Source organism: Pseudomonas sp. WS 5146 (assembly GCF_012985495.1).
Taxonomy (GTDB): Bacteria; Pseudomonadota; Gammaproteobacteria; order Pseudomonadales; family Pseudomonadaceae; genus Aquipseudomonas; species Aquipseudomonas edaphica.
On sequence record NZ_JAAQWL010000010.1, the window covers coordinates 260,820 to 282,739 of the forward strand.

Sequence of the window (21,920 nt, forward strand, 5' to 3'; positions counted from 1 at the left end):
GTCATACCTCGTTAAGCGATTGAGCGGCATCCAATGCCGCGCGGCCACGGGGGCCGTGGAAATATTCGTGAATCCAGGCGTCGTCCGTTTCCGAGACGACATCGATGGCATCGGCCACCAGCACTTTCTTCTGCGCCAGCACCGCCACACGGTCGGTGATGGTGTAGAGCGTGTCGAGGTCGTGGGTGACCAGGAACACGCTCAAGCCCAGCGCATCGCGCAGGGTGAGGATCAGTTGGTCGAATTGCGCCGCGCCAATCGGGTCGAGGCCGGCGGTGGGTTCGTCCAGGAACAGAATGTCCGGGTCCAGGGCCAGGGCGCGTGCCAGGGCCGCGCGCTTGATCATGCCGCCGGACAGTGACGCCGGGTATTTATCCGCCGCCGACAAAGGCAGCCCCGCCAGGGCTAGCTTGACTGCCGCCAAGTGTTCGGCGTCGCGACGGCTGAGGCCGGCGTGTTCGATCAACGGCAGGGCGACGTTTTCGGTGACCGTCAGCGAGGAAAACAGCGCACCCTTCTGGAACAGCACGCCAAAGCGCCGTTCCACCAGCGAGCGTTCATGTTCCGACAAATTGGGCAGGTTCTTGCCGAATACCCGCACCTCACCTTCGCTGGGCCGCCGCAGGCCGACGATGCTGCGAAGCAGTACCGACTTGCCGCTGCCGGAGCCGCCGACCACCGCGAGGATCTCGCCTTTGTACAAATCCAGATCGAGGTTCTCGTGCACGCTCTGGCTGCCAAAGCGATTGCACAGACCGCGCACTTCGATCACCGCCTCAGTGGGCGCACGGTGTAGACGACTCACCAGCCCATCTCCATAAAGAACATCGCGGCGACTGCATCCAGCACAATCACCACGAAAATAGACTGCACCACGCTGGAGGTGGTGTGCGCGCCGACCGATTCGGCGCTGCCGCTGACCTTGAAGCCTTCGAGGCAGCCAATCGCCGCGATCAGGAAGGCGAAAATCGGCGCTTTCACCATCCCCACCAAAAAGTGCTGCACGCCAATGTCCGATTGCAGCAGCGAGAGAAACATCGCCGGTGAAATATCCAGGGCGACGGCACACACCACGCCGCCGCCGACAATCCCCGAGAGCATCGCCAAAAATGTCAGCATCGGCAGCGACACCAGCAGCGCCATTACCCGTGGCAGCACCAACAGTTCCATCGGGTCCAGGCCCAGGGTGCGGATCGCGTCGATTTCTTCGTTAGCCTTCATCGAGCCGATTTGCGCGGTAAAGGCGCTGGCCGTTCGGCCTGCGATCAGGATGGCGGTAAGCAATACGCCGAATTCTCGCAGGAAAGAAAACGCCACCAGGTCCACGGTAAAAATCGTCGCACCGAAGCTTTTGAGCACGGTGGCGCCGAGGAACGCCACCACGGCGCCCACCAGAAAGGTCAGCAACGCGACGATGGGCGCAGCGTCGAGGCCGGTTTGTTCGATATGCGCAACCATCGGTGTGATGCGCCAGCGCTTGGGGCGCAAAACGCCACGGGCGAAGGTTTCGAGGATCAGGCCGATAAAGCCCAGCAGTTTCATGCCGTCCTGCCATACCGTGTCGACAGCTCGACCGATACGCGCCAGCACTTGGATACCGGCGGCTTCTTCCGGCTCTTTGTCGGGTACGCAGAAATCGTTCAGGGAGCGGTAGACGGTTTTGAGCAGTGCCCGGTCGGCGGTAGACAAGCTGCAATCGGTCTGCTCGGCGGAATGCTCGATGCGCTCCGGGCCCAGCAACTCGACCAGCAGCGAGGCACCCGCGGTATCCAGGGCGCCGAGGCCATTGAGGTCGATGCGTGCACCGGCGTCGTATTGGCCGTCGAGCTTGTCGCTCAGCTTTTTAAGATTGGCGTAGTGGGCAAGCGTCCAGTCCCCCGTAATCCTGAGCAACGGGGGAACGCTGGAGGTGTCGAGGTGGGCTGCGCCGGCCGTGGTACGAGTGGTCATAAGCTCCGAGCTTGTTTGGCTATCCACAATTGCTACGTAATAGCACGATACGGCCTACTTTGGGTTGTCCGTTTGTGCTGGGTCAGTGACTTTAAAACGCAGCACGCCGATGACTTGCCCATCCTCCGTCAACACCTGCACCTGCCAGCGCCCGACCGCGTCGGCCGGGAAATTCTGCTTGTGGGTCCAGGCGCGATAGCCTTCCTTGCGTCCGCCATGGATATCCAGGGCGATGCGGTCGACCTCTTGGCCGTTGAATTTCCACACATGGTAAATCCGCTCATCCAGCCCGCGTGGCGCGTTGATCGCGGTGTAAGCGTACAGCCCGCCGCTGCGCAGTTGCGCGGCGGTGACTTCCTTGAGGTCATCGCCCGGTGTGCGGTCTTGCAACTGGGTGCTGATCGCCACTTCGGTCATCCACAATGTGGCCGGCGGCACCCAACTGCGCAGGAACCAACCGGCGCAGCCGATGGCGGCCGTCACCCCGAGCAGCATCGCCCAGCCTTTGACGCTGCGCAGCGGCAGGCTCGCGGCCAGGCTCGGGATCGACAGCGCCATGGCCACGCCGAGCGCCAATTTGTAACTCTCGGCGGTAGTCAGGTGCATGATGATGGGCAGTGCGGTGAGCAGTGCCGCGAACAAGGTCAGGGTGTGCAGCGCCAGGAACAGCGAGCGCTTGGGTGCCAGCCACTTGTAGTACAGCGGGTCGGTGATCGACACCAGCGCCGCCGCGCCGAGCAGGCCGGTGAATACGGATTGGCCGCTGTTCCAGGCGGTGGTGACGAAAAAGAACGGCAATACGAAGAACAGGCTTTCCTGGTGGATCATCTGGGTCGCGTAGCGCAGCAGCGGCTCGGGGATTTCGCGCTTGAAGACTTTGGCGAACAGCTGGGTAAAGCTGTTTTCCAGCATCAGCCACAGCCAGCTCACCAGCATGATCACCGCGATCCAGCTGGCCATGCCCTGCTGGCGGTCCACCAGGATGAAGCTGCACACACCGGATATGAAACCGCCGAGTGCGATCACCCCTGGATAGCGCTTGATCAGTTCGATAATGCGCTGGATAAGGGGCGGTAGATTTGGCATTGGCGATTCACAATTGGTGTAGGAAAAATCCCAGACAGAATAACGTCTTAGCCCTGTGTTCGGTGCCTCATTACGTGATCCGTTTGCGATAAAGGCGCACGCCGATCAACACACTGGCGATCAGCACGAGTACACCGGCACCGATCCAGCTCAGGGCGTCATAGCTCAGCAAGGGTTTTTCGATGCGCCAGTAGCCCTTCTGGTTAAACACCTCGCGCATGGCCTGGTTGGTTTGCGCCAGGTTGACGGCCTTGATGCGCTTGGCCGGGTCGCTGATATGGCCATCGGCATAGTCGCCGGCAGCGCTCCAGTAATAGTCGGCTAGCGCGCTGTTACCCTGCACCGCCCAGGCTTGGCGCGCGATGGCAGCTTGCTGCAGGCGGGCGAATACCGCTGGGTCGAGGCCGTCCTTGAGCAGTTGTGCCGTGAGGTTCTGCAACACCTGTTCAGCCTCAGGGAGTTTGTCGCGCTCAAGGTCGGCATTCAGGCTGAGGAAGCCGACGCCGCCGAGCACTTCGCGCTCACTCCATGGGCCGTAGGACAAACCGTGCTTGAGGCGCAGCTGACGGTACAGCGCCCAGTCGAGGTAGTCCTTGAGCAAATCGTAGGTTTCATCGTGTTGGTCGTCCAAAACCGGTTCGGGGAACAGCCAGTGCAGTTTGGCGCTGTCACCAACCCAGCCGTGGATAAGGTCGCGATGGCTGGCGGCGGTGTGCTGGATTTCCGGCAGCGGCCGGTGCTCGGTGGGTTCGACCGGATCAAGTTGACCGTAAGTGCGCTCCAGGTACGCCGGAAGCAGTTTGTCGAGGTCGCCGACGATAATCAGGGTCATGTTGTTGGGCGCGTACCAATGTGTGCGCAGGGTTTGCAATTGATCACGGGTCAGTTGGCTGACTTCGGCACGTTCGGCGCATTTGAGCCCCAGTTCGACGGCCAATTGGTTGCTGGCGGTGTGACCCAGGTCCTGGCGGTCGAGCAAGCGTTGCAGGTGCGAGTAATGGCCGCCGTCTTCGCGCTCGACCACTTTTTTGGCGGCATTGATGTTCGCGTCGGTCAGTTCGGTGCGGGTGAGGATCGCCAGTAACAGGTCCAGCACCTTGCGCTGGTTTTGCGCGGGTGCCTCGATCACAAAGGTGGTATCGGCATTGCTGGTGTAGGCGTTCCATTCGCCGCCGAGGGCTTGCATGCGGTCCTCAAGGTCGCCTTCACCACCGCCGTCGATGCCGCTGAACAGCAAGTGTTCGAGCAGGTGCGGCAGTTCTTTTTCGTCGCAGGGAAAGTCATCCAGGCCTACGCCGACCACCAGGCGGATCGCCACGTGCCCACGCTCGGTGCCTGGCTTGAGCAGCAATTGCAGGCCGTTGGGCAAGCTGTAGCCTTCGACTTGCAGGCGGTCGAAGGCAAAGGTGTGTGCCGAGCCCATGAGCAGGCAGGCAAGTAACAGGCGACGCATAACAAGCTTCCTGGCGGGTGAGGTCCATTGTTAACTGACTTCACGGGCCATCGTACGTTCAGGGCGAATGAGTGATGTCGGCAATATCTTCGGCAGAGAGTGCGCCGGTGTCTGAGGTTTCCAACACTACATAAGCACTGCTGCAAAACAACGAGTTCAGGCGTTTCATGTCGGCAATCAGCTCCAGGTGCAGGGAACTGGTCTCCATGCTCTGTACGATTTTACGCTGCAGACGGCTGACGTGGGCGTGGGCCAGGCGGCGCTCCTGGGCGCGGAAACGGCGCTTTTCACGCAGCAGTTGGCGGGCGCTTTCGGGGTCGGCGCTGAGAAACACCGACAGGCCCAAGCGCAGGTTGGCAATCAACTGGCTGTGCAGGCCGGTGAGTTCTTCCAGGCCGACTTCGGAGAACTGTCGGCGCTGTGAGGTTTTCTGCTGCTGGACTTTGCGCAGCATACGTTCGATCAGGTCGCCGGCCAGCTTGAGGTTGATCGACAGCTCGATGATCTCGGCCCAGCGGCGGCTGTCCTGTTCACTGAGGTCTTCGCGGGGCATTTGCGCCAGGTAAAGCTTGATCGCGCTGTAGAGGGCCTCGACGTCATCGCTGAGGCTGCGCATTTCCTGGGTAATGGCGGTTTGCTTGCCACGCAGTACTTCGAGCATGGCGGTGAGCATGTTGTCGATCAGGTCGCCCAGGCGCAGGGTCTCGCGGGCGGCGTTGGCCAGTGCCAGGCTTGGGGTGGCGAGCGAGGCCAGGTCCAGGTGACGTGGCCTGGCTTTGCCGTTGGTCTCCTGTTGTTCCGGCAGCAACCAGGCGCACAGGCGCGCCATTGGCCCGATGGTGGGCAGCAGGATCAGGCAGCGCGTGGTGTTGTAGAGCACATGGAAGGTGATGACCATGCCTTGGGCGCTGTAGTCCAAACCATCCATCCAGCGTACGAGCGGGTCGAGCACCGGAATAATCAGCAACAGGCCGATCAGTTTGTACAACAAGCTGCCCAGTGCGACCTGGCGGCCGGCAGCGTTCTGCATGTTGGTGCTGAGGAAGGCCAGCACACCACTGCCGATGTTGGCGCCGATCACCAGGCCGATGGCCACGTGCAAGCCGATCACACCGGCACCGGCGAGGGTGGCGGTCAGCAGCACGGCGGCCAGGCTGGAGTAGGAAATCATCGCAAACAGGGCGCCGACCAGGGCATCCAGCAAAATGTCGCCGGTCAGCGAGGCGAAGATGACTTTGACGCCTTGGGCATGGGTAATTGGCCCGGCGGCTTCGACGATCAGTTGCAGGGCCAGAATGATCAGGCCCAGGCCGATACCGACGCGGCCCATCTGCCCCGCCCGCGTCTGTTTACGCGAGAGGAAGAAAATCACCCCAAGAAAAATCAGCAGTGGCGACAGCCAGGACAGGTCGAAAGTCAGTACCCGCGCCATCAACGCCGTGCCGACGTCGGCACCGAGCATGGTCGCCAGCGCCGGCATAAGGCCCATCAAGCCCTGGCCGACAAACGACGTCACCAGCATCGCCGTGGCGTTGCTGCTCTGCACCATGGCCGTCACCAGGATACCGGCGATAAACGCCAGCCAGCGCTTGGACATGTTCTGCCCGATGACTTGGCGCAAGTTGGAACCGTAGACCCGCAAGATGCCGGTACGGACGATGTGCGTGCCCCAGATAAGCAGGGTCACGGCGGAAAGCAGATTGAGCAAGGTCAGCATGCTCGGCCCCCCGTGTGGGTGTGCTCCAGAAAGAGCAAATGAGAATTGCCGCGTGCCGTTCTACGTCTTGTACTTAAGCTGTAGTTGGCGAATGGGCTCTGCGCCAGCATCGCATAGCTAAAGTGGGGATTGAAACAAAACTGTCATGAAGATCGTTCCCACGCTCTGCGTGGGAATGCATCCCGTGACGCTCTGCGTCGCTTTGAGGGCGGACGCGGAGCGTCCTGAGGCGGCATTCCCACGCGGAGCGTGGGAACGATCAACAACGATCAACAGCAGCGGGTCAGGTTTATTGACCCGGAATGTCCTTGCGCAGTTTCACAGGATCCTGCTGTTTCTTCTTTTTCGCGATAGCGGTACGCATCTTGATGTTTACCGCTTCTACTGCCAGCGAGAACGCCATGGCGAAGTAGACGTAGCCTTTTGGCACATGCACGTCGAAGGATTCGGCAATCAGCACCGTACCCACCACCAGCAGGAACGACAGCGCCAGCATCTTCAGCGACGGGTGCTTGTCGATGAATTCGCTGATGGTGCCCGCAGCCAGCATCATCACCAGTACGGCTACCACGATCGCAGCGACCATGACCGGCACATGGGAAACCATGCCGACCGCAGTGATCACCGAGTCCAGGGAGAACACGATGTCGATGATCGCGATCTGGATGATGGTGTAGATGAACTTGCCACCCTTGCCGCCCGGCTCGTCGTGGGTTTCGTCTTCACCTTCGAGGGCGTGGTACATCTCTTGGGAGCTTTTCCACAGCAGGAACAGGCCACCGAAGAACAGGATCAGGTCGCGACCGGAGATGCCCTGGCCGAAGACCACGAACAGGTCGGCGGTGAGTTGCATGACCCAGGTGATCGACAGCAGCAACAGGATTCGCGTGACCATGGCCAGGGCCAGGCCGAAGATCCGGGTGCGCGCCTGCATATGCTTGGGCATGCGGCTGACCAGGATCGAAATCATGATGATGTTATCGATGCCCAGGACGATCTCGAGGGCCGTCAGGGTGAAGAAGGCAATCCAGATTTCCGGATTGGTCAGCCATTCCATGTGTATTCCTTTGAGCAAATGTGAAACCGCGCAAGCTGCAGCGCCGCGCGGTCAGGTCGTTACGATTATAGAGTGCTGAACAGCGGAAAAATCCCCATCAGCAAAGCGGCGAACATTATGCACAGGCACACCAGCACTGCCCACTTGAGGGTAAAGCGTTGGTGATCGCCAAATTCGATCCCGGCCAGGGCCACCAGCAGGTAAGTCGATGGTACCAGCGGGCTAAGCAAATGTACGGGTTGGCCAACGATGGACGCACGGGCCATTTCCACGGCGGTGATACCGTAATGGCTGGCCGCTTCGGCGAGTACTGGCAGTACGCCGTAGTAGAACGCGTCGTTGGACATGAAGAACGTAAACGGCATGCTTACCAGCGCGGTGATCACTGCGAGGTACGGGCCCAGCGCTTCCGGGATAACCGCCAGCAAGCTCTTGGACATGGCATCAACCATGCCGGTACCGGACAGAATGCCGGTGAAGATGCCCGCGGCGAAGATGAGCCCGACGACTGCCAGCACGCTGCCGGCGTGGGCGGCGACGCGGTCTTTCTGCTGTTGCAGGCACGGGTAGTTGACGATCATCGCGATACTGAACGCCACCATGAACAGCACTGGCAGCGGCAACAGGCCGGCAATCAGGGTGCACATCAGTGCGAAGGTCAGTGCGCCGTTGAACCAGATCAGCTTGGGGCGACGGGCGTCAGGGAATTGCGACACGCTGATCTCGCTGTGATCGATCTCGTCGCCCTGCAGGTGCAGTTCACCCAGGCGGGCACGTTCGCGTTTGCCGTACATATAGGCAATCACCAGGATCGCCACGACGCCGACAGCCATGGCCGGGATCATCGGTACGAAGATGTCCGACGGGTCTACATGCAAAGCACTCGCGGCGCGGGCAGTCGGGCCGCCCCACGGCGTCATGTTCATCACGCCGCCGGCGAGGATGATCAGGCCGGCCATGATCCGCGGGCTCATGCCGATGCGCTGGTACAGCGGCAGCATGGCGGCCACGCAGATCATGTAAGTGGTGGCGCCGTCACCGTCCAGGGACACCACCAGGGCCAGTACGGCGGTGCCGACCGAGACTTTCAGCGGGTCGCCCTTGACCATCTTGAGGATCTTGCGCACGGCCGGGTCGAACAGGCCGGAGTCGATCATCAGGGCAAAGTAGAGAATGGCGAACATCAGCATTACGCCGGTCGGCGCAAGCTTGGTGATGCCCGCAAGCATCATCGGGCCGATCTCGGGGGCAAAACCACCAAACAGGGCGAACAGGATTGGCACAATGATCAAGGCAATCAGCGCGGACAGGCGCTTGGTCATGATCAGGTACATGAACGTGATGACCATGGCGAAGCCAAGGAAAGTCAGCATAGGAATACTCCGGGCGTAGCGCGGCTAGGGAATGGCGAACCGGGTTGGGGTCAGCGCAGTACGAAAGGCACGTAGCGTACGAGTGGAGTTGGAGCGAACAGGCGGGTAGTAGCGGACATCAGGAATCACCATTGTTGTTGTTTACAGCCGGTCTGTTGCCGGCAGTGGGGGCGATCCTAGACGGGGAAGCTTTCAGCCAGCTTTCGCTGTGTAAGTCAGATGATGGAAGGTTTGTAGGAGTTTTCTTTAAGGTGACTCAGGGCAGCTCCAAACCGCCTGAGGCTTTGTGCAAGGCGCGCAGGTGCTCGCCCATCTGCTTGAGGTTGGCTTCGCAGGCGGCAATCTCGTCGGCGCGTGAAGGGTCCAGCAGCGCCCTCACCTCTTTATCCAGATCGCCGGTCAACGATTGCAGTTGCTTCTGGCGCTCGGCGCTTTCCGATTCCAGGCGTTTGGCTTCCGAAGGTTGCGGCAGGCCGTAGCCGCCGCTGTCGAGCAATTCCGCCGGGCGGCTTAGAAAACCGCTGTTGGCGAGGATCTGTTGCAGTGTGTTGTTGGCTTTTTCCATGCCGCCGTTTTTCAGCTCACGGGCATTGAGGTAGCGCTGCTTGACTTCGTCCTGGGCCAGCATCAGTTGTTTGCGATAGCTGGCTTGTTCCAGCAGCAGCAGCGCGGCGCTGGTGCGCAGGTCGGCCTGGATGAACCACTGGCGGCGTTCTGCGGCACTGAGGGCGAGCCAGTCTTCGACTTGGGTCTGCTTGATCGGCAGGTGTTTGCGCAGCACGTCGAACATCGCCTGGTAGCGCTCGCGGAACGAGTCGAAGTGATAACCCAGGCGCAAGGCTTCGCGTTTGTCGTCTAGCACACTGGTATCAGCCAGGCCGCGGGCACTGAGCACCTCGAGCAAGCCGTTGGGGGTGATGTTGTCCAGGCCGGTCAGTTGCGGGTTGGCGCTGCCGCTGCGTAGCAGCTTGAGGCTCTCCACCGCGCAGTTGTTGGAGATAAAAAAGTAATTGCCGTCGTAGCTCCAGTGCATCTCGGCGGCATGTTCGACGGTGTCGTTGATCTCTTGGCGGGTGAGCTTGAGCGGCACCGAGGCCAGGCCGCGCAGTTCAGTCTTGGTGTATTCGTCGATCACCTGGGCCAACGGCAGCACAAACAGCCGTGACGGGTACTTGCCCACCAGCCCATCCCAGCTCGAGAGCTGTACGTCACCGACGAAAGCGCGGTAAGACAACACCAAGTGCTGGTCCAGGTCCAATCGGCAATCCGGACCACGCGGGCGGCCGGGTGCGCAGATCACCAGGCGCAACATGCTGTGGCCCCAGCGGCTCACCAGATTTTGGTTGGCCTCGGCCAGCAAGTAGTCGATTTCATACACGCGCTCCGGGTCGATCTGGCCCAACGGCGTTTTGGCGAAGTCGTTACCGGCGTTCAGGAACGCGTAGGTCTTGGCGCAGGTGTCTTGTTCGGGCGGTGCCCAGCCGAAGTGTTCCTTGTAATAGCGAAACAGCGCGGGGCGACGGCAGGCATAGCTCGGGTCAAGTAGGAAATACTCCATATTGACCGCCACGAACTCCAGCGGGCTGGTGGTTTCGTAGATATCGGGGCTGCGGGCGACCTGGTGGTTGTGTTGCTCGCGCTCGCCGCGACGGCCCACGTATTGGGGCCAGCCGGCAATGTCCAGCAGGCGCGGGTCGTCACTCAGGGTGAAACGACGGTCGTTCTGGCCACGGCATTGATCGGGCAGGCCGATCAGGCCGGTGATGTTGTTCTGGCGGCTACAGCGTTGGATCAGGCGGCGCTCGTCTGTGGACCACAAGCGCGCACGGTCATAGATGTGGGTCAGCTCATGCAGCACGGTGGCGAGCATTTCGCGGCGCACAGTGCCATGGGGGCGATTGGTTTTCTGGGTGGCGGCGCTGCCGTCGGTGAGGCTGGCGAGCAGGTTGCTGTTGAGGTCCAGTTCGGACACCAGAGAAGCCTGGCCATAGGCGTTTTCAGGCATTTTGTCGGTCCAGCCGACATCAATACGCCGGTCCAACTGCTCGATAAAGCGCGGCGGCAGAGCGCGCATCGCTTCGTCGAGCAACGCCTGGCTGGCCTGCTGTTCGGCCGGGCTCAAGCCATCGGTCTTGAGCCGCAGTTGCAGGCTGGCCTGGGCTGCGCCTGCACAGAGCAGCACAGTCCCGGCCAGTAGCCAGGCGAACAGGCGCCTCACAGAGCGAGGATAGCTTCGGCGAGGGTCTGGTCACTGGCGTCGCGGGCTTCCGGTACGCGGGTGCGCAGGGTATCGAAGGCTGCTTCCAATTGTGCGCCGCGGATTTCGCCGTTGGAGGCGACGAAGCTGGCAGCGTCATCGTGGGCTTCGCGCACGATTTTGGAGTCGCGGATGGAAGTGGTGGTGTCCGAAGTGAAATCAATGGTGCGCGCCGAGGCACGCACGATGATGTTACTGGTGGCTTTCAGGGTTTGCGCGTGGGCGACATCGGCCAACAACAGCAGGCCCAGAGCGGCGGCGATCAGCGGGCTACGCATGGAATGACTCCGAAATACAAAGATAGAAATATACGATGATTATTGGACGAGAATTGCCTGCGCCAGTTCAAGGTCGCTGACATGAAGTTTTGGCTGGGTTCGGCGCAGATACTCCAGCGCAGATTCCAGACGAGCTCCCCGCCATTGGCCGTCAGTGGCGATAAAAGCGGCAGCGTCATCCTGGGCGGCCAGTATCAATTTTCTGTCAAAGGGCGCTGACGTCACCTTGCTGGTGGCGTAGGCACTGATGACGGTGCTCTGGGTGGACACATCAAAGGCCGAAGCCAAGGGTGGCCAGCAGGCGGAAAACAACACGGGAACAATCAACAGGCGGTATGAAAAAGCCATGGGACTCGACAACTGAAAGCGAGCGCCAAGGCTAGCGCAACGCCCGGGCGAGAGCCAGTGCTGACACATTTGGTAGCGGCTGGCGCGCCCTGGCGTTTACCGGATCATCAGATGGCCAGAATCGCCTGGGCCAGTTGTGCGTCGGTCGCTGTGTTCAGTTGTGGGGCTTGTTGGCGGATCTGGGCCAGGGCGCTTTCCAGTTTCACACCACGAATGGCGCCTTCGCTGGCAACAAAGCTGGCAGCGTCGTCACGGGCGGCTTGCACGACTTTGTTGTCACGCAGGGACGACGTGGCATCGGAGCTGGCATCGGAAGTGGCTTTGAGGGCGCCGACGATCGAGTCGGTGGTCACGATAAGGCTGCTCGCGTTGGCGTTGGCGGCCAGGGCCAACAGGGTGGCAGCACTCAGCAGGCGAAGACGGGACATGGAAAAACTCCTGTAGAAGATCAAATAAAGCGGCGCGATGCGGCCACTGTGAAACGGACATTGTTGCGGATTAAGCATCAGACGTCCGTTCTACAAGGTTCGCCACGTAATAACGGGATCTTAAGCTGCCGCTTATCCGTTCGGAAAGCCTCTATCTGCCTAGTCACGCCAGAAAGGTTTGGACAGCTCGGCAGTACGGTCGCCCTGGCTGATGCCGGCGTCGGCTAATTCACGTGGGTCAAGTTGTGCAAGTTGGCGGCGTTCATGGGCCTGCCGCGCCCATCTGCCCAGGGCGCAAGCCATTCGAATGATCAACTGTTTGTAACGCGAGGTCTGTGTGTTCATGACGACGGCCTTCCATGAGGTCTTGGAACACCATCTTGGGCGGCCAGCTTTTACCAATACAGATACACCAAAGTTAAATTGTACCGTCTAATTGTTATGTTATTTAAACTGTACTGGTCCTTATCTATGGGGTCTGTTTTAGCCGTGTAAAGTTTGAAACCCGGAAACAACAAAGCCCGCCTCCGGTTTCCCGGGGCGGGCTTTGTTTTGTTAAATCAGGGTGCTGGCGGTGGACCCGGCGGGTCAGGGCCAGCGGGCGCCAATTAGCGCCAGAACGGCTTGCTCAGCTCTTCGTAGCGTTGAGCTTCGCTGATACCGGCGTCAGCCAGCAGACGCGAATCCAGACGAGCCAGTTGGTGGCGGCTGGAGATGCGGCGCTGCCACAACATCAGGTTGGCGAGAACGCGCAAAGGCATAGAAGCCTGGGTGTTTACAGCTTTTTCTTCGAAGAACAGATCGGAACTGAGTGTACGTTCCATGATGACATCCTTCCGCTTGTGGCGGGATTAGGTAGTGGTTTAACTGATGCCAATGATCCTCCTCCGGCGCAAGACTCTCTAGATACAGTTCACCTGTATTGTGAGGGGCCAGTTAACTGTTTATAGCGGCTGTACTGTACAGAAATGAGGCAACTGTACCTGTCTGCACTTTATCGGTGCGAAATTGGCATTTGCGGTGGGGTTCGTAGGAGAATTCAGTAGGAAATGACCGGTACAGCAGTACAGTTTTTTCAAAATTTACGGCTGTGGTCACCGAGCTGAACAAACTGTGTTTGCATCAGCTCGGATCTGTATCAATCAAGCCTTGAGCATATGCCCGGTTTCTTCCAGATTGATGTGCCAACTCAGTGCTTCGCGCAGGATGTGCGGAGTATGCCCACCGATCGCGCAGGCAGCGTTGAAGTAGCTGTTCAGCGCATCGCGGTAAGCCGGGTGCACGCAATTGTCGATGATCACCCGTGCGCGCTCGCGTGGCGCCAGGCCACGCAGGTCAGCGAGGCCAACCTCGGTCACCAGTATGTCCACGTCATGCTCGGTATGGTCCACATGGCTGACCATCGGCACCACGCTGGAAATCGCGCCGCCCTTGGCAATCGACTTGGTGACGAAAATCGCCAGGTGCGCGTTACGCGCGAAGTCTCCGGAGCCGCCAATCCCATTCATCATCCGCGTGCCGCAGACGTGGGTGGAGTTGACGTTGCCGTAGATGTCGAACTCAAGCGCAGTGTTGATACCGATAATGCCCAGGCGCCGAACCACTTCAGGGTGGTTGGAGATTTCCTGAGGGCGCAGTACCAGCTTGTCCTTGTAGTGTTCCAGGTTGCCGAACACGTCAGCGTTGCGTCGCTCCGACAAGGTGATCGAGCTGCCCGAAGCAAAGCTCAGCTTGCCCGCGTCGATCAGGTCGAAGGTCGAGTCCTGCAACACTTCCGAATACATGGTCAGGTCTTCGAATGGCGATTCGATCAGGCCGCACATCACCGCGTTGGCGATGTTGCCGATCCCGGCCTGCAGCGGGCCGAGCTTGTTGGTCATGCGCCCGGCGTCGACTTCCTGCTTGAGGAAGTTGATCAGATGGTTAGCGATGCCTTGGGTGTCGGCGTCCGGTGGTGTCACGGTTGAGGCGGAGTCGGCCTGATTGGTGATCACGATGGCGACGATTTTTTCCGGCGGGATCGGAATCGCGGTACTGCCGATGCGGTCGTCGACCTTGACCAGTGGGATTGGCGTGCGCGTCGGCCGGTAGGTCGGGATATAGATGTCGTGCAGCCCTTCCAGGTTCGGGTTGTGCGCCAGGTTGATCTCGACAATCACTTGTTTGGCGAAAATCGCAAAGCTGGCCGAGTTGCCCACGGAGGTGGTGGGCACGATGTGTCCTTGTTCGGTGATCGCGACGGCTTCGATCACGGCGATGTCCGGCAACTTGAGCTGGTTGTTGCGCAGTTGCTCGACGGTTTCCGACAGGTGCTGGTCGATAAACATCACTTGGCCTGCGTTGATCGCCTTGCGCAGTGTGCTGTCGACTTGAAACGGCATGCGGCGCGACAAAACGCCGGCCTCGGTCAGTTGCTTGTCCAAGTCATTGCCCAGGCTGGCACCGGTCATCAGGGTGATTTTCAGCGGCGAAGTCTTGGCGCGTTCGGCCAGGGCGTGGGGGACGGCCTTGGCTTCACCGGCACGGGTGAAGCCGCTCATGCCGACGGTCATGCCGTCCTCGATCAGTGCGGCGGCATCTGCCGCGCTCATGACCTTGTTCAACAACGAAGGCAAGCGGATACGATCACGGTACATGAATTGTTATCTCAGGCTACGGAAGCAAGGTGGGCAGTGTAGTGATTTCAAACAAATTCGGCCCGCTACCATGGTCGAATGCCAGGCAGCGATTTAGAGCCTTTGGTCGGGTTTCACGTGAGTACAAAGCGGAACGCCGAGCATTCCCGGATGCATTCCCACGCAGAGCTTGGGAACAATAAAAAAACCCCAGCCTACTGGAGGCCAGGGTTTCGTGTATTGCGCTGGCGCAGTGTTATTCGACGGCTTTGACCATATCTTCGATGACTTTCTTGGCATCACCGAAGACCATCATGGTCTTGTCCAGGTAGAACAGCTCGTTATCCAGACCGGCGTAGCCGCTGGCCATCGAGCGCTTGTTGACGATGATGGTCTTGGCCTTGAATGCCTCAAGGATCGGCATACCGGCAATCGGTGAGTTAGGGTCGTTCTTGGCGGCCGGGTTGACCACGTCGTTGGCGCCCAACACCAGCACCACGTCGGCCTGGCCGAACTCGGAGTTGATGTCTTCCATCTCGAACACTTGGTCGTAAGGCACTTCCGCCTCGGCCAGCAGCACGTTCATGTGCCCAGGCATACGGCCCGCTACCGGGTGGATCGCGTACTTCACGGTCACGCCACGGTGTGTCAGCTTTTCGGTCAGCTCTTTAAGGGCGTGTTGCGCCCGAGCGACTGCCAGGCCGTAGCCGGGAACGATGATCACGGTGTCGGCGTTGGTCAGCAGGAACGTGGCGTCGTCCGCCGAACCGGATTTCACCGGACGCGCTTCTTTGGAGCCTGCCGCTGCGCCGGCATCTGCTGTGTTGCCGAAGCCACCGAGCAGCACATTAAAGAAGGAGCGGTTCATTGCCTTGCACATGATGTACGACAGAATCGCGCCGCTGGAGCCCACCAGGGAGCCGGCGATGATCAGCATCGAGTTGTTCAGCGAGAAGCCGATGCCCGCCGCTGCCCAACCGGAGTAGCTGTTGAGCATCGAGACAACCACCGGCATGTCGGCGCCGCCGATCGGGATGATGATCAGCACGCCCAGCACGAAAGCCAGGGCCAGCATCAACGCGAACGCAGTGAGGTTGCCGGTGAACATGAACGCCAGGCCCAGGCCCAGGGTTGCCAGGCCGAGCACCAGGTTCAGTTTGTGCTGGCCACCGAACTGTACCGGTGCGCCCTGGAACAGGCGGAACTTGTACTTGCCCGAGAGTTTGCCGAATGCGATCACCGAACCGGAGAAGGTAATTGCACCAATGGCTGCGCCGAGGAACAGTTCCAGGCGGTTGCCCGCAGGAATCGAGTCGCCCAGGTGTTTGACGATGCCCAAGGATTGCGGCTCGACCACGGCGGCAATCGCGATGAATACCGCCGCCAGGCCGATCATGCTGTGCATGAAGGCAACCAGCTCTGGCATCTTGGTCATTTCTACGCGCTTGGCCATGATCGAACCGGCGGTGCCGCCGATCAGCAGGCCGACGATCACGTAACCGATACCGGCTGTTGCAAGCTCAGCGCCGAGCTTGTAGATGAGGCCCACAGTCGTCAGCACCGCCAGCGCCATGCCGAGCATGCCGAACAGGTTGCCGCGTCGCGATGTGGTTGGGTGCGACAGGCCTTTGAGGGCCTGGATAAAGCAGATCGACGCGATCAAGTAGAGCGTCGTAACCAAATTCATGCTCATTACTTTGGCGCCTCTTCTTTTGCTTTCGGGGCTTTCTTCTTGAACATCTCCAGCATCCTGCGCGTGACCAGGAACCCGCCGAATACGTTAACCGCCGCCAAGGCCACGGCCAGGGTGCCCATGGTTTTACCCAGTGGTGTCACGGTGAGGGCTGCGGCGAGCATGGCGCCGACGATTACGATCGCAGAGATCGCGTTGGTCACCGCCATCAGTGGTGTGTGCAGCGCGGGTGTGACGTTCCAAACCACGTGGTAACCGACATAAATCGCCAGCACAAAGATGATCAGGTTGTAGATACCGGGGGAGATAAGCTCTTCCATCGTCTGAATCCCTGCTTAGGCGTTTTTGCGGATGACTTGGCCGTCGCGGCACATCAGGCACGCGGCGACGATGTCGTCTTCGAGGTTGATTTCAAACTGCCCTTCCTTGGTGAAGACCAGCTTCAGGAAGTCCAGCAGGTTGCGCGCATATAAAGCAGAAGCATCGGCGGCGACGGCACCGGCCAGGTTGGTCGGGCCGCAAATGGTCACGCCGTTTTCCACCACGACTTGGTCGGCGACGGTCAGTGGGCAGTTGCCACCCTGGGCGGCGGCGAGGTCGATGACCACCGAACCCGGCTTCATTTGTGCGACGGTTTCGGCACTGAGCAAGGTCGGGGCTTTGCGGCCCGGGATCAGCGCAGTAGTGATGACGATGTCCGCTTGTTTGGCGCGTTCATGCACGGCCAGGGCCTGGCGCTGCATCCAGCTCGATGGCATCGGGCGCGCGTAACCGCCGACACCGACCGCGCATTCACGCTCCTCATCGGTTTCGTAGGGCACGTCGACGAACTTGGCGCCGAGGGACTCGATCTGCTCTTTTACGGCAGGGCGCACGTCAGACGCTTCGATCACGGCACCCAGGCGTTTCGCTGTAGCGATGGCTTGCAGGCCTGCGACACCCGCGCCGAGGATCAGCACGCGCGCGGCTTTGACGGTGCCGGCGGCAGTCATCAGCATCGGCATGAAGCGTGGGTAGTGATGGGCTGCCAGCAATACGGCTTTATAGCCGGCAATGTTGGCCTGTGACGACAGCACGTCGAGGCTTTGGGCTCGCGAGGTACGTGGCGCAGCTTCGAGCGCGAAGGCGGTAATGCCTCGCTCTGCCAGCTTGGCGATGGTTTCGTTGCTGAACGGGTTGAGCATGCCCACCAACACGGTGCCGCTTTTGATCAGCGTCAGTTCGCTGTCGCTGGGGGCAACCACCTTGAGAATCAGCTCGGCGCCAAACGCGTCGCTGGCGCTGCCAATGGTTGCGCCTGCCGTTTCATAGGCACTGTCGACGATGCTGGCGGTAATGCCTGCGCCGCTTTGTACAGTGACCTTATGGCCCTGGCCGATCAGCTTCTTGATGGTTTCCGGGGTGGCAGCCACCCGCGTTTCACCGGTCTGGGTTTCGAGAGGAACACCAATGTGCACGTCAAATCTCCTGCATGATCTTTTTGCTTTTGATCTTTTTGTAAAAAGGCCAGTGCACCGTGAGGGGCGCAGCTGGGGCGGCCGATCAGCACGATCCCGCTGAAATGACAGCGGGGCGCGGCATTTTGCAGGCGAACTTTACGGCCTTCAAGGGATTATGACGGGTGACGAAAAATTAACTACAAGTCACCCTGTGACTGATTGTCGCAACATGGCAAAATAACCTCTTTAAATACAGGTGTTTAAAGGGTTTTAGAGGGTTGTAGACGGTTTTCCTATCTTTGCCGTGAATGGTCGGGCATTGGCAGCTGATAGTCGCTACAAGCCTTGTCAGTCATGGCGTTAAGCTCATTTTTACGCTGAGAGGTACAGTCTTCCAAAACACGACATATAGTTACATCTGTAGGCGCTTAATTTACTTGACTACAAGGTCAATAAAATAACCTTACCCTTTAAATGCTGGGGTTATAGCGCTGTGACTGGTCGATCAGCCAATCTCTAAACGCGTGCAGCGACGCAGATTCGACTTTTCTTTCGGGAATCATCAGGTAGTAAGCCTTTGTGCTGCTCAGCGCTTCGAGGCTTGCGATCACCAGATGCTTCTCCTCCAGCTCGCGCTGGATGAGGAAAGGCGGAATCAGCGCGATCCCCATGTCATGCATGGCTGCCTGCGACAACATCGAGAATAGCTCGTAACGCGGGCCTGTCATGTCGCGAGGTATGTTCAGTTGTTGCGCGCTGAACCACTGGCGCCAGGCATATGGCCGAGTGGTTTGTTGCAGCAGTGGCAGTTGGGCGATCTCTTCCGGGCTGAAGTGGGCACGGCTGCCCAGTAAGCGCGGACTGCACACGGGAACGGGGTTTTCGCCCATCAGTCGGTGGGATTCGGTGCCCGACCAATCGGCATCGCCAAAGTAGATGGCGGCGTCGAACTCGGTGTCGGCAAACAAAAAAGGGCGCGTGCGGTTGGTGAGGTTGACCGTGACTTCCGGGTGTTGGTGCTGGAAGTCCTTAAGCCGTGGGATCAGCCATTGGGTGCCGAACGTTGGCACCACTGCCAGCTCGATGACATTCGCACCTTGCTGCCCCATGACCGACAAGGTATCGCGTTCTACGGCGTCCAGTTGCATGGCAATGCGACGGCTATACGACAGCCCCGCTTCCGTCAGCTTGACGCCCCGCCGTGAGCGTCGAAATAGCTCGACACTCAAAAACTCCTCCAGACTGGCGATCTGTCGACAGATGGCGCCTTGAGTGAGTGAAAGCTCGTGCGCCGCCTTGGTAAAGCTCTCGTGGCGGGCCGCTGCTTCAAAGCTGACCAGGGCGGTGGTGCTGGGAATTTTTCTGCGCATGTACGTTGTACTCACTCATAAAGCGCATTTGTGCGCTTCTAGCTCATTACGAAGTGAGAAATTAGCACAACCCTATGCATAAACCTCGTTTGCCCTCTGCGGTGGCTCGGCCTAGGCTGCATCCACGACTTCTGTTTTCTTCCCCGAGGACTTATTCATGGCTGGCAAGGCAAGCTTCAACTGGATCGATCCGCTGTTGCTGGATCAACAGCTCACCGAAGAAGAGCGCATGGTGCGCGACAGTGCTGAGCAATTCGCCCAGGACAAGCTGGCGCCGCGTGTGCTCGAAGCCTTTCGCCATGAAAAGACCGACCCTGCGATTTTTCGCGAGATGGGTGAAACCGGCCTGCTGGGCGCGATGATCCCTGAGCAGTACGGCGGCAGTGGCCTGAACTACGTGAGCTACGGGCTGATTGCCCGTGAGGTGGAGCGTGTCGACTCCGGTTATCGCTCAATGATGAGTGTGCAGTCGTCATTGGTGATGGTGCCGATCAACGAATTTGGCACCGAGGCGCAAAAGCAGAAGTACCTGCCAAAGCTGGCATCGGGCGAGTGGATCGGCTGTTTCGGCCTGACCGAGCCTAACCACGGTTCTGACCCGGGTGCGATGATTACCCGTGCACGTAAGGTCGATGGCGGCTACAGCCTGACCGGCGCCAAGATGTGGATCACCAACAGCCCGATCGCCGATGTGTTTGTGGTGTGGGGTAAGGACGATGCGGGTGATATCCGTGGTTTTGTCTTGGAGAAGGGGTGGAAGGGGCTGAGCGCTCCGGCGATTCACGGCAAGGTCGGCCTGCGGGCTTCGATTACCGGTGAGATCGTCATGGATAACGTGTTTGTACCCGAGGAGAACATCTTCCCGGATGTGCGCGGCCTGAAGGGGCCTTTCACTTGTCTTAACTCGGCACGCTATGGCATTTCCTGGGGGGCGCTGGGGGCTGCCGAGTTTTGCTGGCATACCGCTCGTCAGTACACCCTGGACCGTCAGCAGTTTGGGCGGCCCTTGGCGGCTACCCAACTGATCCAGAAGAAGCTGGCAGATATGCAGACCGAAATCACCCTGGCCTTGCAAGGCTGCCTGCGTTTGGGGCGCATGAAGGATGAAGGGACGGCGGCGGTTGAGATCACGTCGATCATGAAGCGCAACTCGTGTGGCAAGTCCCTGGATATCGCGCGCATGGCGCGGGACATGTTGGGCGGCAACGGTATTTCGGATGAGTTCGGGGTGGCGCGTCACCTGGTCAACCTGGAGGTGGTCAATACCTATGAGGGCACCCATGACGTGCACGCCTTGATTCTTGGGCGCGCGCAGACCGGTCTTCAAGCGTTCTATTAATAGGAGAACGGCATGGGGGCGCTTTCACATCTGCGGGTATTGGATTTGTCACGAGTGCTGGCCGGCCCGTGGTCCGGGCAGATCCTTGCAGACCTTGGGGCCGAGGTGATCAAGGTTGAGCGGCCGGGCAGTGGCGATGATACGCGGGCATGGGGGCCGCCCTTCCTTAAAGACGCCTATGGCGAGAACACCAGTGAGGCGGCGTATTACCTGTCGGCCAACCGTAACAAGGAGTCGGTGACCATCGACTTCACGCGCCCGGAGGGGCAGAAGTTGGTGCGCGACCTGGCGGCCAAGTCCGATATCCTGATCGAGAACTTCAAGGTGGGTGGTCTGGCGGCGTATGGGCTGGACTATGAATCGCTCAAGGAAATCAATCCAGAGTTGATCTATTGCTCGATCACAGGCTTCGGCCAGACGGGGCCTTATGCGACGCGTGCAGGCTACGACTTTATGATCCAGGGGCTGGGTGGGCTTATGAGCCTGACCGGTCGGCCCGAGGGTGATGAGGGAGCTGGGCCGGTAAAGGTGGGCGTGGCGTTGACGGATATCCTGACGGGGCTGTACTCGACCGTGGCGATCCTGGCGGCGCTGGCTCATCGGGATCATGACGGCGGTGGGCAGCATATCGACATGGCGTTGCTGGATGTGCAGGTGGCGTGCCTGGCCAATCAGGCGATGAATTACCTGACGACGGGTATCGCGCCCAAGCGCCTGGGCAATGCTCACCCCAATATTGTGCCTTACCAGGACTTTCCCACGGCTGATGGCGACTTCATTCTGACGGTGGGTAATGACGGACAGTTTCGCAAGTTTGCTGAGGTGGCCGGGCAGCCGCAGTGGGCGGATGATCCGCGCTTCGCGACTAACAAGGTGCGGGTGGCTAACCGTGCGGAGCTGATTCCGCTGATTCGCCAGGCCACAGTGTTCAAGACGACGGCTGAGTGGGTGTCGCAGTTGGAGCAAGTAGGCGTGCCGTGTGGGCCGATCAATGATCTGGCGCAGGTGTTTGCCGACCCGCAGGTCAAGGCGCGTGGGTTGGCGATGGCGTTGCCGCATGCATTGGCGGGGATGGTGCCTCAGGTCGCCAGTCCGATGCGGTTGTCCAAGACACCGGTGGAATATCGTAATGCGCCTCCTCTATTGGGCGAGCATACGGTGCAGGTGCTGCAGGGGGTGTTGGGTCTGGATTCGGCGAATGTGGCTGCGCTGAAGGCTGCGGGCGTTATCTGAAGCTGCTCTTCTATATAAGTAGTTTGATCAAAGAGCGTTGGTCTGGTTGTTTTTTGATCAATTCTGACTTATTGATAGAGGCGCTAAATTAAGTGTTGACGGCAGATTCTAGAAGTCTATAATTCGCCCCACTTCCGGCGCAGTCGAAACGGAAAACTCCTTGGTAAACAACGAGTTACGAAGTTTTCGGCAGCAAGTTGCTTCAGTTCATCGAAGCCAAAAGGAAGTTGAAAAAGAGGTGTTGACAGCAGCGTGTAACGCTGTAGAATTCGCCTCCCGCTAAC

The 21,920-nt window shown here is 59.5% G+C and carries 20 protein-coding genes; 2 read left to right on the plus strand and 18 right to left on the minus strand.

What is annotated here, in order from left to right:
- Position 1: 1 nt before the first annotated feature.
- The 18 genes from HBO41_RS23780 to HBO41_RS23865 form a co-directional block, all read right to left on the minus strand.
- Complete coding sequence (locus HBO41_RS23780) at positions 2-805, minus strand: ABC transporter ATP-binding protein (protein WP_017139076.1); 804 nt, start codon at positions 803-805, stop codon at positions 2-4.
- Positions 802-1,950 carry an ABC transporter permease gene (locus HBO41_RS23785; RefSeq protein WP_017139075.1) on the minus strand — a complete coding sequence of 383 codons (1,149 nt, stop codon included), beginning with the start codon at positions 1,948-1,950 and terminating at the stop codon, positions 802-804. The genes HBO41_RS23780 and HBO41_RS23785 overlap by 4 nt, the downstream gene beginning before the upstream one ends.
- 54 nt (positions 1,951-2,004) lie before the next feature.
- A complete protein-coding gene (locus HBO41_RS23790) occupies positions 2,005-3,036 on the minus strand; it encodes a DUF5924 family protein (RefSeq protein WP_017139074.1) in 1,032 nt (343 codons plus the stop codon).
- A 70-nt stretch (positions 3,037-3,106) separates the two neighbouring features.
- Positions 3,107-4,489 carry a pitrilysin family protein gene (locus HBO41_RS23795; RefSeq protein WP_169987974.1) on the minus strand — a complete coding sequence of 461 codons (1,383 nt, stop codon included), beginning with the start codon at positions 4,487-4,489 and terminating at the stop codon, positions 3,107-3,109.
- A gap of 58 nt (positions 4,490-4,547) precedes the next feature.
- Positions 4,548-6,206 (minus strand): Na/Pi cotransporter family protein, encoded by a 1,659-nt coding sequence (locus tag HBO41_RS23800; protein WP_017139072.1) that lies wholly within the window; start codon positions 6,204-6,206, stop codon positions 4,548-4,550.
- A gap of 289 nt (positions 6,207-6,495) precedes the next feature.
- Positions 6,496-7,263, minus strand: a complete 768-nt coding sequence (locus tag HBO41_RS23805) for a TerC family protein (protein WP_017139071.1) — start codon at positions 7,261-7,263, stop codon at positions 6,496-6,498.
- 65 nt (positions 7,264-7,328) lie between these two features.
- The gene (locus HBO41_RS23810; RefSeq protein WP_017139070.1) at positions 7,329-8,636 is read right to left on the minus strand and encodes a CitMHS family transporter; all 1,308 of its coding nucleotides are present in this window, start codon (positions 8,634-8,636) and stop codon (positions 7,329-7,331) included.
- A 256-nt stretch (positions 8,637-8,892) separates the two neighbouring features.
- Positions 8,893-10,854 carry a DUF4105 domain-containing protein gene (locus HBO41_RS23815; RefSeq protein WP_017139069.1) on the minus strand — a complete coding sequence of 654 codons (1,962 nt, stop codon included), beginning with the start codon at positions 10,852-10,854 and terminating at the stop codon, positions 8,893-8,895.
- Positions 10,851-11,171 (minus strand): DUF2388 domain-containing protein, encoded by a 321-nt coding sequence (locus HBO41_RS23820; RefSeq protein ID WP_060756468.1) that lies wholly within the window; start codon positions 11,169-11,171, stop codon positions 10,851-10,853. The genes HBO41_RS23815 and HBO41_RS23820 overlap by 4 nt, the downstream gene beginning before the upstream one ends.
- A gap of 39 nt (positions 11,172-11,210) precedes the next feature.
- On the minus strand, positions 11,211-11,519 hold the full coding sequence (locus tag HBO41_RS23825; protein ID WP_017139067.1) for a DUF2388 domain-containing protein: 309 nt from the start codon (positions 11,517-11,519) through the stop codon (positions 11,211-11,213).
- A 107-nt stretch (positions 11,520-11,626) separates the two neighbouring features.
- Entirely contained in the window at positions 11,627-11,947 is a 321-nt protein-coding gene (locus HBO41_RS23830) for a DUF2388 domain-containing protein (RefSeq protein WP_017139066.1), read from the minus strand.
- A 159-nt stretch (positions 11,948-12,106) separates the two neighbouring features.
- Entirely contained in the window at positions 12,107-12,292 is a 186-nt protein-coding gene (locus HBO41_RS23835) for a DUF1127 domain-containing protein (protein ID WP_017139065.1), read from the minus strand.
- Positions 12,293-12,555: 263 nt separating this feature from the next.
- The gene (locus HBO41_RS23840; protein ID WP_048721398.1) at positions 12,556-12,771 is read right to left on the minus strand and encodes a DUF1127 domain-containing protein; all 216 of its coding nucleotides are present in this window, start codon (positions 12,769-12,771) and stop codon (positions 12,556-12,558) included.
- Positions 12,772-13,089: 318 nt separating this feature from the next.
- Positions 13,090-14,583, minus strand: coding sequence for an acetyl-CoA hydrolase/transferase family protein (locus tag HBO41_RS23845; RefSeq protein ID WP_017139063.1), 1,494 nt, complete (start codon positions 14,581-14,583; stop codon positions 13,090-13,092).
- A gap of 235 nt (positions 14,584-14,818) precedes the next feature.
- A complete protein-coding gene (locus tag HBO41_RS23850; protein WP_017139062.1) occupies positions 14,819-16,255 on the minus strand; it encodes an NAD(P)(+) transhydrogenase (Re/Si-specific) subunit beta in 1,437 nt (478 codons plus the stop codon).
- On the minus strand, positions 16,255-16,575 hold the full coding sequence (locus tag HBO41_RS23855) for an NAD(P) transhydrogenase subunit alpha (protein ID WP_003220416.1): 321 nt from the start codon (positions 16,573-16,575) through the stop codon (positions 16,255-16,257). The genes HBO41_RS23850 and HBO41_RS23855 overlap by 1 nt, the downstream gene beginning before the upstream one ends.
- Before the next feature lie 15 nt (positions 16,576-16,590).
- Positions 16,591-17,712, minus strand: coding sequence for a Re/Si-specific NAD(P)(+) transhydrogenase subunit alpha (locus HBO41_RS23860; protein WP_099550154.1), 1,122 nt, complete (start codon positions 17,710-17,712; stop codon positions 16,591-16,593).
- Between the two features lie 452 nt (positions 17,713-18,164).
- The gene (locus tag HBO41_RS23865) at positions 18,165-19,064 is read right to left on the minus strand and encodes a LysR family transcriptional regulator (protein ID WP_169987976.1); all 900 of its coding nucleotides are present in this window, start codon (positions 19,062-19,064) and stop codon (positions 18,165-18,167) included.
- A gap of 157 nt (positions 19,065-19,221) precedes the next feature.
- On the opposite strand from HBO41_RS23865, the gene HBO41_RS23870 reads away from it, so the two are divergent.
- Both HBO41_RS23870 and HBO41_RS23875 read left to right on the plus strand, forming a co-directional pair.
- The gene (locus HBO41_RS23870; protein WP_003187423.1) at positions 19,222-20,403 is read left to right on the plus strand and encodes an acyl-CoA dehydrogenase; all 1,182 of its coding nucleotides are present in this window, start codon (positions 19,222-19,224) and stop codon (positions 20,401-20,403) included.
- Between the two features lie 12 nt (positions 20,404-20,415).
- On the plus strand, positions 20,416-21,636 hold the full coding sequence (locus tag HBO41_RS23875) for a CaiB/BaiF CoA-transferase family protein (RefSeq protein ID WP_099550152.1): 1,221 nt from the start codon (positions 20,416-20,418) through the stop codon (positions 21,634-21,636).
- Positions 21,637-21,920: the final 284 nt, after the last annotated feature.